The organism is Chryseobacterium sp. WG23 (assembly GCF_024586575.1).
Taxonomy (GTDB): domain Bacteria; phylum Bacteroidota; class Bacteroidia; order Flavobacteriales; family Weeksellaceae; genus Chryseobacterium.
The window spans coordinates 1-15863 of the sequence record NZ_JALCZE010000019.1; the positions used below are offsets into that span (position 1 = coordinate 1).

Here is a 15863-nt window from a genome sequence, read left to right on the forward strand (position 1 = left end):
TTATAGCATAAAGTATGTAAAAACCCTTTGCGCCTTTGCGTTTCCAACATTCTATTATCTGAATGAGGTTTATGTTATAATGTGTTGGAAAAACGCAAAGACGCAAAGAAAAAATAAATAATATGTTGTTTTAAGGTGCAAGAAAATCAAGGATTTTCAGCAAGGTTTATCAAATGAATATTTGTGGTTTTAGATGAGCAACACTCAATTTTATCATAGATAAAATCCTTGCGTCTTATAGCATAAAGTATGTAAAACCTTTTGCGTCTTTGCGTTTCCAACATTCTATTATTTGAATGAGGTTTATGTTATAAAGTGTTGGAAAAACGCGAAGGCGCAAAGAAATTTCATTATAAACAGCTTTTAAGGCGCAAGAAAATCAAAGATTTTCAGCAAGTTTTATGATATTACTGCTTTAGATGAGCAGCATTCAATTGTATCGAAGATAAAATCCTTGCGTCTTATAGCATAAAGTATGTAAAAATCTTTTGCGTCTTTGCGTTTTTCCAACACTTTATGATCTCAAAAAATAACGTTTCAAAGAGCTTATTAAATACCAATTCTTGACACAACCAGTAAAAATGGTAGGTGAAAATTTCAATTTTTTATTGCAAATTTGTTTAATCACTTTATATTAAAAATTAAAACTAAGAGTTTATGCAAAAGAAAACCTACACAGGGCAGCCTGTGGTAACCTTAAATAATGGGATAGATATTCCTGCTTTAGGATTTGGAGTATGGCAGATGGAAGACCTGAAGGAATGTGAAAGTGCAGTCATTAAAGCTATTCAGACAGGATACAGAATGATTGATACGGCTGCTATTTATCAGAATGAAACTGCGGTGGGAGCTGCTGTGAAAAATAGTGGAATCAATAGAGATGAGCTGTTTATCACTTCAAAGGTTTGGGTTCAGGATCATGGATATGAAAAAACAAACAGTGCATTTCAGAGAACATTAAACCGATTACAAATGGACTATCTTGATATGTATCTAATCCATTGGCCTTATGGAGACTTTTTAGGAACCTGGAAAGCTCTGGAAGAATTGTATCAGGAAGGAAAAATTAAAGCAATAGGAGTTTGTAATTTTACGGTTGAGAAACTGGAAGAATTAAAAGCTCATTCAGCTGTTGTACCGGTAATCAATCAGATTGAGCTACACCCAGTCTTCCAACAGAAAGAATTACAGGTTTACGACAGAGAAAATAATATTGTAACACAACCCTGGAGCCCGCTTGGAAACGGAAATGCTAATCTTTTGAACAATATTGAATTAAAGGCTATTGCCGAAAGATATGGTAAAACTGTAGCTCAGGTTATTTTAAGATGGCATTTACAGGAAGGTTTCGTGGTCATCCCCAAATCAGTAACTCCATCAAGGATTGAAGAAAATTTTAATGTATTCGACTTTGAGCTGACGGAAGATGAGATGAATGCTGTCCGTTCTTTAGATACAGGAAAAAGACTGTTTTTTGATCCGAAAGATCCGGAATGGGAACAGAAGATGCTGAATGCTGTAGCAGATATTTAGTACTAAAAAGTTGAAATAATTCCCCACAGATTCCACAAATTTTAAGATTCAAAAGGTCTTTATGCCCGGTGGGATCTGTGGGATTCTTATTAAAATTATCTTTGTGAGCAATGTCATATTATTTTAATAATGAGCATTGTCTGCTTATCCGTAACTTCTAATAAAAATAATCCTTATGTTTTGGCCGGATACAATCAGTAAAAAATTAGGGACAAAATATCCTGTAATTCAGGCTCCAATGTTTGGAGTAAGTACACCACAGATGGTTGCAGCAGCAACAAAAGCAAATTGCCTGGGATCTTTGGCGCTGGCTGATCTTTCAGCCGATCAGTCTATTGAGCTGATCAGAGAAACCCGGAAACTTACTGATAGGCCTTTTGCAGCAAATATTTTTGTACATTCTATTCCAGAAGTCACAGCAGATCTAAAAACGAAATTTGTAAAAACCAAAGAGTTCATAGAACAGCTGGCCAGAGAGCATACTATTGAAGTCAGACTTCCGGATCTTGAAGCTATTCAATTAAGCACCTATCATGAGCAGGTAGATGCTGTAATAGCTGAGAAGTGCAGTATTCTAAGCTTTACTTTTGGAAATTTAGATGATAAAAGTATTCAGAAGCTAAAAGAAAATGGGCTAACCCTTATTGGAACCTGTACTTCTGTAGAAGAAGCTTTAGTTCTGGAGAAATCAGGAATTGATATGATTTGCGTTCAGGGAATAGAAGCGGGAGGGCATAGAGGAAGTTTTGATGCGGATGATATTCCCCAGATTGGAGGCTTGTCTCTATTGTCACAGGTTTATGATCATGTGAATGTTCCTTTGATTTATGCAGGAGGAATTTATAATGCTAAAACAGTACAGGCAATCAATGATTTGGGAGCACAGGGTTTCCAGGTAGGTAATCTTTTGCTAGCGTCTACAGAAAGTGCTCTGCAGCCTTTTGAAAAAGAGCGTCTAAAGAAAGTGAAAGAGAACGAGATTGTTTTAACGAAAAGTTTTTCAGGAAGATATGCCAGAGGGGTTAAAAATAAATACATTGAAGTCCTTGAAAATTCGGAATATATTTTACCTTATCCGTATCAGAATAAACTGACCAATCAGCTGCGTAAAGCTGCAAAATATTTACAGAACTCAGATTTTCTGGGACTTTGGGTAGGGCAGTCCATTCATCATTACAGTGAGCTTTCTACTGAAGACATTCTGAGGAATCTCATTACCGAAGTAGGTAAACTTTAAAAAATAGTACTATTATCTTTCCAGATTAACCCAAGCTGTTATTAAAAGAAAAGGTATTTTAAACGAATTAACTAAATGAAAAACCTCCTTTCAGCTGAAAGGAGGTTTGTTTTATACAGAATTCTGAAATGAAATTCATTTTCAGATTAGCATTACTTCGTAAGATCCAGGCCGCCGAAGTTTCCGGAGCTCATCATCAAATAAACACCATTGGTCTTATCTAAAGTGTTCCAGTAGGCATGAAGATCTTCAGCATTGGTGAAAACCTTTAGATTTTCATTTTTGAATTTTTCTTTAATGAATTCGGGAGAGATAGGTTCCATTCTTTTGATTTTTAGGGCGTCTTCAGAATAAAATACAATAGCTTCTTCCAACCCATCCATTGCATGGTCATATTGCTCTAAAAAGGCAGGATTTAAGCTGGAATACGTATGAAGTTCAAGAAACCCATATTTCTTTTTATTCTCAAATTGTTCTTTGAAGGCTTTTACCGCTGCCTTCACTTTACTTGGAGCATGGGCAAAATCTTTGTAAAGGATTCCTTTATCTTCTCTTTCTACTTTTTCAAGACGTTTGGAAGCTCCTTTGAAGCTCATAATTGCTTCATAGAAATCTTCGTCCATAATCCCAAGCTGGCGGCAGATATGTCTTGCCCCTTCCATATTTAATAGATTATGTGCCCCGAAAACAGAAAGAGGAACATCTCCCATTTCAGTTTGTAAGTATACCTGTCCATTATTGATTTCATATTCAGGTGTTTTGTAAGGGATTTTTCTGAAATAATTTTCAGCATCTTCCACTACTTTTACCACTTCCGGGTCTTCTTCGTTGTAAACCAAAACCCCGCCGGCAGTAATACTTGCCACAAATTTTCTGAACTGCTCAATATAATCATCAAAAGTTTTGAAAACATTGATGTGGTCCCAGGCAATACCGCTCATTAAAGCGATATTCGGTTGGTATAATAAGAACTTTGAACGCAGGTCAATAGGAGAGGACAGGTATTCATCACCTTCCAGCACCATAAAATCATTATCCTGAGTAAGTTTTACCATACAGTCAAAACCTTCCAACTGTGCTCCTACCATGAAATCCACTTCCTTCTGATGGAAGTTCAGAACATGAAGGATCATTGAAGTGATGGTTGTCTTACCATGTGAACCGGCAATTACCACTCTGGTTTTATTTTTTGACTGTTCGTATAAAAATTCCGGATAGGAATATATCTTTAAGCCCAATTCTTTTGCTTTTGCCAATTCAGGATTATCCTGGTGAGCATGCATTCCCAGAATAACAGCGTCAATATCTGAGGTTATTTTTTCCGGAAACCAGCCCATTTCCTGTGGCAGGAGTCCTTTTTTTTCCAATCTGGATTTTGAAGGCTCAAAAATAGCATCATCTGAACCTGTAACCTGATATCCTTTATCTTTTAGCGCAATAGCAAGATTATGCATAGCGCTTCCGCCAATGGCAATGAAGTGGGTTTTCAATTGTATTTACTGTTTTTTAACATTATTATTAATGAGCTCCTGGAAAGCCTGGAGTATATTGTCCCAATTGGTTTGGTAGTTGGGAACAATCAGGCTTGCATCTGTTTTACTGCCTTCATTGGGCCCTTTCTTGATGTTGATAGAAGTGGTAATGTTATCGTAAAGTTTTTTACGGCTTTCCTGAATTCTTCTAAAATTGTTCTGAGAAAGGGTTTGATCCAGTTTTTTTAAATCTTCGTTTGAGATTTTAAAATCCTGTTTGTATTTTTTACCCTGCCCTTCGAAAGAATAGTGTGCATTATTACCTTTTATAAGCAGGTTTTCATATACCGGTGCATATCCTCCACTTTTGGAATAACTTATATCAAAATCTGAATATACTTTTTGGCTGTTACACGAAACTAATACTATGATGGCGAATAAGATTCCTATTATTCTGTTCATAATTTTTTAATTTACTTTAATTATTAGGGTCCTGTTGTTCTAATTTTTTAGCTTTAAGTTCTTCATCATAAGTGTGTAGGAGGTTGAAATCCTCGGTCTGCTCAATAGCAGTCATAATTTTTAATAAAATTTCCGGTGCTTTTTCATTATCATAGTCGATATCCAGAGGGGCTTTGAATTCCATCGTTGGCTTTACTCCGGTGACTTTTACACGAAGGCCTTTTTTATCAAAAGCTCTTCTAAACCCGTTTATTTTAATGGGAATGACAATAGGACGCTGGTTTTTCACCAGTTTGGCTGTACCTCTTCTTCCCTGGGCAAAAGCTGATGTTGTTCCCTGTGGGAAAGTGGCTACCCACCCATTGTCCAAAGCCTTCATAATATTGTCAACTTCACTCATATCTACCATTCTGTTGACATTCTTACCTTCTGCTCTCCAGGTTCTTTTTACGGTTACAGCTCCTGCAATTTTGAAAATTTTCGGAAGAATACCTTTATTCATGGTTTCTTCGGCTGCTACATAGTAAAAATCAATCTTTGGATTCAACAGGTAGATCGGGTTTTTTATGGTATTTAAATAGCCATTATTTACGGCACAGAATGCATGATACATTGCTGCCACATCCGCAAAATAGGTTTGATGGTTACACACAAAAAGTACATTGGAGTCCGGAAGATCCACAAGGTGCTCTGTGCCGGTTATCTTCAATTTATTAAAGCCATTGAATCGCCTATAGGATACAATTCCTAAAATAAAAATAACTAACCTTTTTAAAAAATAAGGTGTTCCGAATGCATCGGTGAAAATATTTTTCTTCGCCATCTCTCAATTAAACACGGTTGTGCAAAGTTACATATTTTTCAGCAACTGGCTGAATTCACTTAATATCATCGCTGTAGCGCCCCAGATAATATATCCATTGAAATTAATCACAGGAACTTCATGGCCTCCTGCACTGGGAAGAGCCATCATTTCCGGAATGTCAGACAGATTTAGAAAAGAGGTGATAGGAAATTCAATGGTTTCCACGGCTTCGCTCTGCTGAAGAACGAAAAGCGGGTTCTTTTTAGTATACGAAATATAAGGATATACATAAAAGTTACTCGGTGGAACATAGATAGGAGACATTTCCCTGATAATCCTCAGATAATGTTTATCGATTCCAATTTCTTCAGACGTTTCCCTAATGGCTGTTTCAGCAAAATCCTGATCCATTTCCTCCCGTTTTCCGCCGGGAAGTGAAATCTGGCCGCTATGTCTGTCATGCTCATTAATGGTTCTTTGGATCAGAGGAAAATACCATTCATTGTCTTTTAAATACAATACAATATTAACTGCTGCAAATTTGGGATTCTTTGCCAGTACTTCATCAAACGTAAAAACAGGACGGTAAGGGGGCGAGAACACCCCATGAGCGTGCTCACCAGGCAGCTCTACATTAGTTATTTTCCTCAATAAATCTTTTCCAAAATTTTCCATACTTCAAATTTAACAATATATCTTGAAGAATTAAAGGGCTTAACAATAATTAACCTACGTTGTTTTTTGAGTGATAGAACTGGCAGGAGTCAGTTTTTGCTTCACAAAGTCAATAGTGAATTTTTTGCTTCTCAAAATGAATAGTGAATAGAACGTGCATAATTAACAAGCGAAATGGATTGACCATTGAAGATTCATGATCTCAATACTTTATTTTCCAATAACTGAAACCAATGGGATGTGTTTTACAGGGAAATTAACGGAATTGGCAATAAAACAATATTCATTGGCTTTATAATGGAGCTTTTCTGCAGTTTCAATCATAGATTTTTCAGCTACAATAACTGTGGGGTGTAGTGTTACTCCGGTGAAATGCCCGCTACCATTGGATGTTTCGGCCATTATTCCCGTAGCTTCGTCTGTATAGTCTATAACAATAATGCCTGCTTCAGAACAAAAATGGAGATACCAAAGCATATGACATGAGGAAAGTGATGACAAAAATATTTCTTCCGGGTTATATTTCATTTTGTCTCCCCGGAAAGAAGGGTCGGATGAACCTTCAATATTGGGTTTGTTTTCTGCTGAAATCGTGTGACTTCTTTCATAATCTCTGTAGCCGCTGGTTCCGGTTCCTTTATTTCCGGTCCATTGGACAATGGTTTTGTAGTGGTGCTCTTTACTCATTCTGTAAATTTATTTTGTTTAAGCTTAAAAACAAAAAAGTATTTACTTAAACTGTAAGTAAATACTTTTATCAGACTGAAAAAATTTAAAAAGGAAATTAATCCTTTATAAGTTTTTTTACAGATGTTTTTCCACTTTCAAATATTACTTTTGCAATATAATTCCCCTTTAACAAATCTGAAACATCAGTATTATTGTCTTTTAAAACTTTTATGGTTTTGCCGTCCATAGAATAAATTTCTATTTTGATTACTTTTTCTTTTGTGTTGAAAACCAAATCTTTCTTAACAGGGTTTTCGAAAGAAAATATGCTGTTCGTTTTTGTAATATCCGTTGTTGATAAAGTCGTATTGTTTAGCAAATATTTAGTAACATAGCCGTTTCCGCAAGCTATAATATTAGTGTCATTCACAATCATATCACCAATAAATGTTAGTTCCGGATTGGTCTCGGAGTAATAACTGAAATTGGAATTTATACTACCATTTTGATTGAGTTTGGAAATAAAATGAGTAGGTCTAAAATCTCCTTCACCACTTCCTCCAATGTAATAATACCCATCCTTTTCAATAATGCTTGTAATCCATGCACCACCATTGATGCCGGAATGTGAATATAAATCATAGTTGAATGTAGTATCGGGAGTGCCGTCTGCATTAATTCTGAAAATTTCATCATTTATGTTCGAATAAATAATTTTATTGTTAGTATCCATCAATACACAGCCTGCATGATTTAAACCGGATGTCATTTGTAGAGTGCCATTATTCCCAAAACTTACTAATGGCTGGCCGTCTGCAGTAAGTTTTTTCAGAATACCAGTATTTGTGATGACCACTATATTGGATTGATTATCTGTAAGAACAAATGTTCCGTTTGACCAGCTTCCTTCAGTGAATACAGAACCGTTATTTCCAAAAGTGTTATCAATAGCTCCTGCGGCAGTAAGCCTGTAAATTCTGTGTTGATAAACCTGACCGTTTGAGTAGTCAATGCCGTGAACAATTATTTTTTCGTTTTGCAGGATAAGACCGTAGGAACGGGTATTTCCATCATTACCAAGTGCTGCTATGAAAGCAATGCCATTGGAGCCAAAAGTAGGATCTAATTGTCCGTTTGGAAGTATTCTTGATATAGATGCTCCCGTGTCTGAAAAACCAAATACCACAAGCTTTCCATCAGATTGTTTTTTTAACTGGCTGTCTGTAGCAGAATAAGGTAGCTGAAGTTCCCCGTTGATTCCAAAAGAAGTATCTATAATTCCGCCGGGGCTAAGCTTAGATAAAAAAGATTTTTCAATTCCTGTGTTGCTGTTATGGGTATTATAGGTGAAATAAATGCTGCCGTCCGGGTTTTGAATCATTCTCGACCAGGCATTATTACCAGACATAGTGTATATTCCGTTTGAAGCAAATGTTGGATCTTTGGAAATAATTTGTGCAAAAGCAGTTTGTACAGCAAGAAGCAGTACGAGAAATAATTTTTTGTCATTGTTGTATTTTTAGTTTTTAATTGAAAATGAAAAGTGCTTGTTAATAGTAATCAAACACTTTAAGGGTAATGTTGAAAATATATATTAGTTTTTGATCAACTTCTTTGTGGCTGTCTTCCCATTTTCGAAGACAACTTTTGCAATATAAACACCTTCTGGTATCTCAGAAATGCTGGTGCCGTTACGTTCTATATTTTTGATACGCTTCCCATTTAAATCATGTATTTCTATGGATTGTACTTTTTCTTTTGTATGGTAAACCAAGCTTTGTTTAATTGGATTTTCAAAAGCAATATCAGAATCAGTTTTTGTAATATCTGTTGCTGATAATGTAGCATTATTAAGCAGGTATTTTACAATATAATTATTGCCTTTTACGATAATAGTATTGCTATTAACAATCATTTCGCTTATTGTTGAGAAAGGCGGAGTAAGATAGGGAGGATCAGCGAAATTTGATTCTATATAATAGTTGAAGGTAGAATTCATAGAACCATTTTGATTAAGTTTTGAAATGAAATAATTAGTATTAAATAAAGTATTTCCAGCATTTCCTCCAACATAATAAGATCCGTTTTTTTCATGTATACTAAAAATCTCCGGTCCTGAATTTAAGCCCAAACTGGTATATAAATCATAATTAAATGTGGTATCAAGGGTTCCACTCGGATTTATTCTGAAAATGCCATGATTCCCGTTTGTTGAGAAAAGAATTCTATTATCACTGTCTATCATTGCGGTGCTAACATTTCCTATAGGGGAGCCATTAATGTTAATTTGTGCCACTCCATTATTTCCAAAACTTGTCATCGTATGTCCGTTGGAGTCAAATTTTTCAACAATACTGATGTTATCACTGAAACTGATAATATTTGATTGATTATCAATGAATACGAATGTTCGGCCTGTAATGTTACCCTGTGTGGTTACATATCCGTTGCTACCAAAAGTTTGATCTATACTTCCGTTGGTATTCAGCCGGTAGATGGCATGATGCGGATTCTGACCTCTCCGGATACCATGCACAATTATTTTTTCATTCTGTAGAATAAATTCATAAGAATTATAAAAATCATCATGGTCCGCATATATTTCAGGAGAAATACCATTTGTTCCAAATGAAGGATCCAGCTGACCGTTAGGGAGCATTCTTAGTATTTGAGCATTGCCCCATAAACCGAGAATTAACAGTTTCCCATCTGTCTGTAATTTTATTTGGTTCATGAATGGTTCGGAAGCTAGCTTAACCGTTCCATTATTTCCAAAAGATTGGTCCAGGGCCCCATCAGGAGTAAGCTTGGATACAAATCCATGGGTGACTCCTGTGGCAACGTCCACATTATAAGTGAAATAAATTTCTCCATTAGAATTTTGAACCATTTGATACGAGTTACTTATAGAATAGCTGGGGATTTCAGCGACTCCATTTGAAGCAAATGTTGGATCTTTAGTGATAATTTGTGCAAAAGCAGCCTGTACTGCAAGAAGCAGTACGAAAAATAATTTTTTTGTCATTGTAGTTTTTAGTTTTTAATTGAAAAATGAAAAGTGTCTGTTGTTAGTAAGCAGAAACTTTAGAAAATATTGTAAAATAGGTATGTATTAATTCTTGATCAACTTCTTTGTGGTCGTCTTCTCATTCTCGAAGACAACTTTTACCATATAAACACCTTTTGGTACCTCGGAAATACTGGTGCCGTTGCTTTCTATATTTTTGATACGCTTCCCGTTTAAATTATATATTTCTATGGATTTCAACCTTTCTTTTGTATGGTAAATCAGATTCTGCTTAACAGGATTTTCAAATGAAAATAAAGGGAGAGCGGCTTCCGGTACTTTGGCAGCGGTTCCTAATGTTGAATTACTTAATAAAAATTTTAAAATATTGGTTCCTTTTTCTGCAATGATCGAATTGTTATTGATAATCATGTCACCAATTCCTTCTGAAGTGGGAGTAGTTTCGGAGTAATAATTAAAAACGGGATCTACCGTTCCTGAAGGCGTCAGTTTTGAAATGAAAAAAGTTTCTCCCATTGCTCCTGTCTGTCCCGCAATATAATAACTGTTGTTTTTTTCAATTACAGAAGATAAGCTAATGATTGCAAAAGGATAGGAATTAGTACTGTCAAATGCAAAAGAGCTGTCATAGATTCCGTTGGCATTAATTCTGAAAATTTCGTTATTCATATTATAGCAGATAATATTGTTATTGCTATCTATGAGGGCATTTCCTACCATTCCCGGATAATTGTTAAAAGCCAGAGTTCCGTTACTTCCAAAACTTGTTAGAGGCTGTCCATCCGGACTGTATTTTTCCAAACCTCCGTTGGGATACAGAGTAGCTGCATTGGTGTGGCTGTGATCGCTAATCAGACTTACAATATTTGACTGACTGTCTAGAAATATGTAATTTCCCACTGTCTTGATCAAGCCGTTATTGCCAAATGTATGGTCAATACTTCCATTGTTGTTCAGCCTGCATATTGCTTTATAAAAATTGGATTGTCCGTCAGTTGATAATCCATAAATAATGATGTTGTTATTTTGCAGATATAAACCATATCCATACCCATTGAAGTCGGTAAAAATATTGGTAATTTTTGAAACTCCATTTATTCCAAAAGTAGCATCAACCTGACCGTTGGATAGCAGTCTTGTGATAACAGATCCCTCGGTATTGAAACCATAGATCAACAGTTTACCATCTGCTTGTTGAGCTAATTGGCTGTCTATGCCTGCAAAATAATTACTGATTACGGTTTCTCCATTATTTCCGAAAGCAGAATCAAGGGTTCCATTAGGATTAAGTTTTGATACTACACATTCCGGGCTGCTTAAAACAGCATTGTCTCTGGCATAGGTGAAATAAATGTTTTCGTCGGTGTGTTGAAGTATTTTAGTGGGATAACTGGCATTGGCGCCTGCTGTAATAGCATATTTTCCGTTTACAGCAAAGCTGTTGTCATAAGAAATGATCTGGGAATACACACTCTGAGTAATCAGAATGAGTACAAGAAATAAACTTTTTTTCATTGTGTAAATAAATTTGGCGTAAATGTAATAAAAAAACCTTCAGCATTGCTGAAGGTTTGAATTTTGTTCTGATTTAATTAGAATGTCCTATCAATTCTTCTTTTTTGGAATTGTAAATCCGGTATTCTAAATACTTAAAAGAATCCCTTGGGATAATGGTTACCCATTTTTTGTACTTTATAAACCATTTCATCTGAATGCTTTTGATGCCTTTAGTAAGGTAAGCTTCTACAAATGGATGTACATGAAGGTAGAGTTTACCTTTTTCTTTTTGCATAATGGTTCTGATGGTATCACCCATTTTTTCCACAATAACAATAGGAGCGGTAATTTCTCCATCTTTATTAGGGTTTTCCTCTTTGGTGTCGATCTGTTTTTCCGGACGGTTTCTTTGTCTGGTAATCTGGATCAGTCCAAATTTACTTGGAGGTAAGATTTTGTGGCGTGCTTTGTCACGCTTCATCTCTTCTTTCAGATGCTCGTAAAGATCTCTTCTGTGGTCGGCATTAGGCATATCGATGAAGTCGATAACAATAATACCTCCCATATCTCGAAGACGCAGCTGTCTGGCAATCTCTGTGGCTGCCATTTTGTTCACTTTTAGAGCGTGCTCCTTATTGACAGCAGTTCCGGTAGTAATATTGTTTCCGGAATTGACATCCACAACATGGAGTGCTTCTGTGTGTTCAATAACAAGATATGCTCCTTTTGAGCTTGGAATGTTGACGTGTTTACCGAAGCTTTGTTTAAGCTGTTTTTCAACATTGTAATATTCCAGAAGTGGAATATGAGAGTCATAAAACTGGACAATATTTTTTCTTTCAGGAGCAATTACTTCAACGTAATTGGTCATCTCTTGTACCATCTGTTCGTCATCACAGATAATACTGACGAAATCCTGATTAAAATTGTCTCTTAAAATAGCGGAAGCTTTATCTTCTTCGCTTAAAACTTTAGACGGAACTTTATTTTTCTGGATGTTCTTAAAAGTGCTTTCCCATTTTTGAATCAGCTGATTCATATCGTTATGCAGGTCAGCTACTTTTTTTCCTTCGGCTACCGTTCTGATAATAACTCCAAATCCTTCAGGTTTTATACTGTCAATAAGGGTTCTGAGTCTTTCTTTTTCCTCAAAACTTCTTATTTTTTTGGAAATGGAAACTTTATTATCGAAAGGAATCAGAACCAAAAATCTTCCTGTCAAAGAAACCTGGGTAGAAATCCTGGGGCCTTTTGTGGAAATAGGTTCTTTAGTAATCTGCAGAAGAACCAAATCATCCTTTGCAATTACTTTGTCTACCGTTCCGTTCTTGTCTATTTCGGGTTGTATCTCGAAATTTTTTAAGCTTGAAGTGCTTTGTTTTTTAGAAATAGTATCTTTTAAAAACTTTCTGTATGTAAGATATTGTGGGCCCAGATCCTGATAATGCAGAAAAGCATCTTTATCATATCCAATATTAACGAATGCTGCATTCAGGTTAGGTGCCAGTTTTTTTACTTTTCCTATAAACAGATCTCCAACTATAAAATCGCTTTTGTCCTCTTGCTCATGAAGTTCACATAGTCTTCCGTCTTCCAGCAGTGCAATCTTTGTAAGATCATCTTCATGCGAAACTATTAGTTCTTTCTTCATTTTGTTATAAGATAAAATTGTTAAGATTATAGGAAATTGGCTGGTGTCTCTGTTAATTCATAAATATAAATATAAGGATTTAGAATGAAAACCATTATATTTTTATTAAAATAATATTTGAAACCGGCTGTCTTCCGCGGAATCTTATAGTTGTAAATAAAAATATAGTCGGTGGGCCTTAAAACTTAAAACCACCAACTATATTATTATATTGTAAATCTCGAGAAGAAGAGATTATTTTTTCTTATGTCTGTTTGCTCTTCTTCTTTTCTTTCTCTTGTGTGTTGCAACCTTGTGTCTTTTTCTTTTCTTTCCGCTTGGCATAATTTTAATTTTTTAGTAACTAGTTAATATTCAGTTAATGTTCTTATTTTACTGCGACTTTAGTTTTTACTTTCTCCACAAAAGATTTTGATGGTTTGAAAGCAGGAATGTTATGAGCAGGAATCTCAATTGCAGTGTTTTTAGAAATATTTCTTCCTGTTTTAGCAGCTCTTGTTTTAATGATGAAAGATCCAAAACCTCTTAGATAAACGTTATCCCCATTATACATAGAAGTTCTGATCTCCTGCATAAAAGCTTCTACAACTTTCTGTGTTTCATTCTTTTCTGTTCCCAACTTATTTGAGATGGTGTTTACCAATTCTGCCTTTGTCATTTCCTTATTTTAATTTTAAATTTTAGGTGTGCAAATTTAGTTAAAAAAATTGAATACTAGCAAATTAGTGGCGAAATATTTTTGTTCTGATCGTTGAGTTTTTATTGTAAACACTATATTAAGGCAGACTTATGATGATTTAATAAATTAATAATATAGCGGTATGACAATGGTTAAAGTGAAAAAGAAGCATCCTTAGCCGGTGCAATAATAACTCCTCTTTAACACATTATAATTATTCAAACTTTTTTACATACTGGAATTATAATATCCGTTTTCTACACAAAAACGGATGAGGTGAAGTTTTGTTTTTAATCCCAGTTTTTCTGTAAGCCTGTTGATGTAAGTGTCAATAGTTCTTGTGCTTAAGTTAAGCTTTTCTGCAATTTCTTTATTGCTGTATCCTTCGTAGCAGAAGCGCATCAGCTGTATTTCTGCAGGAGAAAGTTCTTCCTGGCTTTTTTTCTGCCTGTCCATGTATTCCTGTACGGCAAGTGGCTGCTGTTCCCATTCTTTGGAATAAGTATGGTAATCAAACTCATCTGAAGCAATAGTACCTTTAATGATATCCTTAATCGTATTGCTTTTTTTCTGACAGTAATAAGTATTGGGAATCTTTGCAAGAATTTCGGCCATATCTTCCTGAAAGGTTCCGGAATAAGTAACAATAGGAGTTTCTGCATTACTTTTTCTGATGTATTTTATGGCTTCAATTCCGCTTAATACCGGCATAAAGAGCTCTATAATGAACACGTCTTCCTGTCTTCTGTAGATTCTGTTTACCAGCTCATGGCCGTTATTACAGTCGTTCAGAAGCATATAGAAAGGGTTTTCCATAAGCGTTTTGATCATTATTTTTTTAAAATAAAAATCGCTGTCAGCAATGGAAAAACGCACGGTATTAGATAATATTTTACTCATTCTTAATATCGATTTGGCAAATGATATTTGAAATTCAGAGGCCTAATTTATGAAAAACTTATCAAAGAGAAAATTAATATTGGGTTAATCAGGGTTTTCACGAAATTAGCATGGGGAAAATACGTATTGTGCATAAAATTTTTTTTTTATATTTTCACAGGCCAAACAAATCGCAATTTATGTCTTCAAATCGGGAAAAAAAATTGAACAAATCTGACGTCAGAACGGGCATTTGGAAGTTTATTCTATCTTTTGCCGTTTTGTCTGTGGTTTCTTTTGCCTGTCTATTTCTCTTCTTTAAGAGTTATGATATGCAGAGAGAGGGAATCAGCAAGGAAGCTGATGCCTATAAGGAACTGATGCAAAGAAGTGATGTACTGAAAAATCATGTGGATATTATTTATGACCAAATGTCCCAACTTAATATAAATAAGGTGGAGAATGATGTTTTTCTCCGTACCAGTATTATGGATAATGTAAGGGATGCCAAAAATATCATGAGTAAGGATAGTGCCGGAAGCCTTAAGCATTATGCTGTTTTGATGAAACAGATAGGATCTATCATGAATTTAAAAAGTAAGATCATTGAAGTAGAGTATAAAAAGAAAATAGTCTTCAGAGATCTTGAAGAATGCATGGGTAAAACGGTAAGAGCCAACAGCGAACTGAGAAAAGACCCTACAAGAAATTTCACCGGAAGTAAAAGAAGAAAATAAAAAAGAAAACAATGCAAGGACAAATTACATTATCTAAAAAGGAAAGGCATTATCAGTTTTTTTATTTAATACTGATGCTTGTGATGTCTATGCTTTTTCTGGGAATTATCTTTTTAAAGGGATTTGAATCTCCATTTTCAGATGAAGATGTAAGAGGCATCCAGAATCTCGAGCAGAAAGCAGAATTCGAACAGCACCAGAAGATTGTTCTGCCTATCATGGACAGTACCTATACGATGATCACCAAACTTACGGATGAAGCCCCGCAGCCCTTTGTGGAAAACAATATTCAGGTCGGTATTAACGATTTGAATAACTACTTTAGCAACTATGATATTTCCGATATCCGAAAAGATGCTTACCCTCAAATTGCCAGGTTTTATAAAATGTATTTTGAAGACAAAAAAGTAATTTCAACAACTACTGAAGATATCAAAAGATTCGAAAAACAGGTTGAAGACTGCAGAATTGGCTTTAAAGATAAACAGAATAAACTCTATGAGCGTGAAAGTGCACTGAAAGCACGAACCCAATAGTCT

At 35.2% G+C, this 15863-nt stretch carries 15 protein-coding genes; 4 read left to right on the forward strand and 11 right to left on the reverse strand.

Annotation, left to right across the window (positions count from 1 at the left end):
- The first annotated feature begins 657 nt into the window (after window positions 1–657).
- Together MP477_RS22270 and MP477_RS22275 are read left to right on the forward strand one after the other, a co-directional pair.
- Window positions 658–1533, forward strand: a complete 876-nt coding sequence (locus tag MP477_RS22270; RefSeq protein ID WP_230040939.1) for an aldo/keto reductase — start codon at window positions 658–660, stop codon at window positions 1531–1533.
- A gap of 175 nt (window positions 1534–1708) precedes the next feature.
- On the forward strand, window positions 1709–2770 hold the full coding sequence (locus MP477_RS22275) for a nitronate monooxygenase family protein (RefSeq protein WP_257192226.1): 1062 nt from the start codon (window positions 1709–1711) through the stop codon (window positions 2768–2770).
- A 152-nt stretch (window positions 2771–2922) separates the two neighbouring features.
- On the opposite strand, the gene murC is transcribed toward MP477_RS22275, so the two are convergent.
- The 11 genes from murC to MP477_RS22330 form a co-directional block, all read right to left on the reverse strand.
- Window positions 2923–4260: a UDP-N-acetylmuramate--L-alanine ligase gene (murC, locus tag MP477_RS22280; protein WP_257192227.1), complete on the reverse strand. Its 1338-nt coding sequence runs from the start codon at window positions 4258–4260 to the stop codon at window positions 2923–2925.
- Window positions 4261–4266: 6 nt separating this feature from the next.
- The gene (locus tag MP477_RS22285) at window positions 4267–4704 is read right to left on the reverse strand and encodes a hypothetical protein (RefSeq protein WP_230040932.1); all 438 of its coding nucleotides are present in this window, start codon (window positions 4702–4704) and stop codon (window positions 4267–4269) included.
- A gap of 16 nt (window positions 4705–4720) precedes the next feature.
- Window positions 4721–5527: a 1-acyl-sn-glycerol-3-phosphate acyltransferase gene (locus MP477_RS22290; protein ID WP_047494666.1), complete on the reverse strand. Its 807-nt coding sequence runs from the start codon at window positions 5525–5527 to the stop codon at window positions 4721–4723.
- A 27-nt stretch (window positions 5528–5554) separates the two neighbouring features.
- A complete protein-coding gene (locus MP477_RS22295; protein ID WP_257192228.1) occupies window positions 5555–6184 on the reverse strand; it encodes a CoA pyrophosphatase in 630 nt (209 codons plus the stop codon).
- Window positions 6185–6394: 210 nt separating this feature from the next.
- On the reverse strand, window positions 6395–6871 hold the full coding sequence (locus MP477_RS22300; protein WP_257192229.1) for an OsmC family protein: 477 nt from the start codon (window positions 6869–6871) through the stop codon (window positions 6395–6397).
- A 97-nt stretch (window positions 6872–6968) separates the two neighbouring features.
- Window positions 6969–8261 (reverse strand): T9SS type A sorting domain-containing protein, encoded by a 1293-nt coding sequence (locus MP477_RS22305; RefSeq protein WP_257192230.1) that lies wholly within the window; start codon window positions 8259–8261, stop codon window positions 6969–6971.
- Between the two features lie 186 nt (window positions 8262–8447).
- Window positions 8448–9878 carry a T9SS type A sorting domain-containing protein gene (locus MP477_RS22310; protein WP_230040917.1) on the reverse strand — a complete coding sequence of 477 codons (1431 nt, stop codon included), beginning with the start codon at window positions 9876–9878 and terminating at the stop codon, window positions 8448–8450.
- 87 nt (window positions 9879–9965) lie between these two features.
- Window positions 9966–11396 carry a T9SS type A sorting domain-containing protein gene (locus MP477_RS22315; protein WP_257192231.1) on the reverse strand — a complete coding sequence of 477 codons (1431 nt, stop codon included), beginning with the start codon at window positions 11394–11396 and terminating at the stop codon, window positions 9966–9968.
- Window positions 11397–11469: 73 nt separating this feature from the next.
- Window positions 11470–13029 (reverse strand): ribonuclease E/G, encoded by a 1560-nt coding sequence (locus tag MP477_RS22320; RefSeq protein WP_257192232.1) that lies wholly within the window; start codon window positions 13027–13029, stop codon window positions 11470–11472.
- 367 nt (window positions 13030–13396) lie between these two features.
- Window positions 13397–13687 carry an HU family DNA-binding protein gene (locus MP477_RS22325; protein WP_002984212.1) on the reverse strand — a complete coding sequence of 97 codons (291 nt, stop codon included), beginning with the start codon at window positions 13685–13687 and terminating at the stop codon, window positions 13397–13399.
- A 249-nt stretch (window positions 13688–13936) separates the two neighbouring features.
- Window positions 13937–14608 carry a response regulator transcription factor gene (locus MP477_RS22330; RefSeq protein WP_230040905.1) on the reverse strand — a complete coding sequence of 224 codons (672 nt, stop codon included), beginning with the start codon at window positions 14606–14608 and terminating at the stop codon, window positions 13937–13939.
- Window positions 14609–14811: 203 nt separating this feature from the next.
- On the opposite strand from MP477_RS22330, the gene tssO reads away from it, so the two are divergent.
- Together tssO and MP477_RS22340 are read left to right on the forward strand one after the other, a co-directional pair.
- On the forward strand, window positions 14812–15324 hold the full coding sequence (gene tssO / locus MP477_RS22335; protein WP_230040903.1) for a type VI secretion system TssO: 513 nt from the start codon (window positions 14812–14814) through the stop codon (window positions 15322–15324).
- Window positions 15325–15335: 11 nt separating this feature from the next.
- Window positions 15336–15860 (forward strand): type VI secretion system transmembrane protein TssO, encoded by a 525-nt coding sequence (locus MP477_RS22340; RefSeq protein ID WP_230040901.1) that lies wholly within the window; start codon window positions 15336–15338, stop codon window positions 15858–15860.
- Window positions 15861–15863 lie beyond the last annotated feature (3 nt).